The organism is Candidatus Poribacteria bacterium (assembly GCA_021295755.1).
Lineage (GTDB): Bacteria > Poribacteria > WGA-4E > WGA-4E > PCPOR2b > PCPOR2b.
In genome coordinates this window covers 1-951 of the sequence record JAGWBT010000161.1, presented here as the reverse complement: position 1 = coordinate 951, position 951 = coordinate 1, and the positions used below count along the sequence as shown (strand labels likewise).

General features: G+C 44.6%; 1 protein-coding gene. It reads right to left on the bottom strand.

Annotation, left to right across the window (positions count from 1 at the left end; genetic code table 11):
- Positions 1 to 791 (bottom strand): transposase (locus tag J4G02_19710; protein MCE2396760.1); only part of this gene is annotated, 791 nt, incomplete at its 3' end.
- Positions 792 to 951 lie beyond the last annotated feature (160 nt).

Sequence of the window (951 nt, the reverse complement as noted above, 5' to 3'; positions counted from 1 at the left end):
CCTATCACTATCGTATCTGCCTTCGCCTTGATGCAGTCAGATATAAATCGACTTGTGATTTTATGCTCGGCATCCTTGAGTTGAGCGTTCAACTTCGCCAGTATCTTGGTTTTGATTCGTTTCAGACGATACCAACGGTTACTTCGTTGCTTACACCTATCCATCTTGGATTGGAAATGTGCTTTGACTTTGTTGAGGTATTGCCTTATGGCACGAACTTCACGACCGTTGTAGATGATTGTCTGTTCGCCGTCGTGAGAAACTATTGAGTGAATCTCCCCCATGTCTATCGCAACAGATTTGCCTGTATCAAGTTGGGGTGGGGGGTGGACCTTGTATACCAGTGAAAAGTAGTAACTGCCTCGTTGGAAGTACATCTCAACGTAGGCGGGTCTTACATCAGACTTGAGGGTGATAGGCGCATTACCTTTACCATTGGATAACCTAACGACACCATCTTTGTGTCGGATACCATTTTGTATCCAACACACCTTGTAGAAATGAGGCGTCCGTTTCGGAGGTTTGGCATCAGGATTTGACTTGGACACACGAAAGTAGCTCTTCAGGGAATCAAAGTAAGATTGGATTATCGCTTGAATGGTTTGGGAATGCAAGTTATAGCCACGCAAGCGCATATACTTCTGAACAGAACCTTGCGATAGCCAAAAGCCTTTCTTTCGCTTGACCTTCCGAATGAGAGAAACGACTTTGGAATAGACTCGACCTGACTCATGAGCAAGCGCATCCAACTCAGCAGTCCTATCGTATTTCACTTTTTTGGTTGTATACATTTGGGGTTGCCCTTTTGTCCTATGCCCGTCTGAAAGGGTGTGGGAAGCACCACCGTGCAGTGGTGTCAGACCTTCCCACAAGGACATAAGAATTATACCATTTTTTGCGCTATTATTCAACGCAAAAACTTGCTAAAGCAATCTGTATCCCAAACATAAA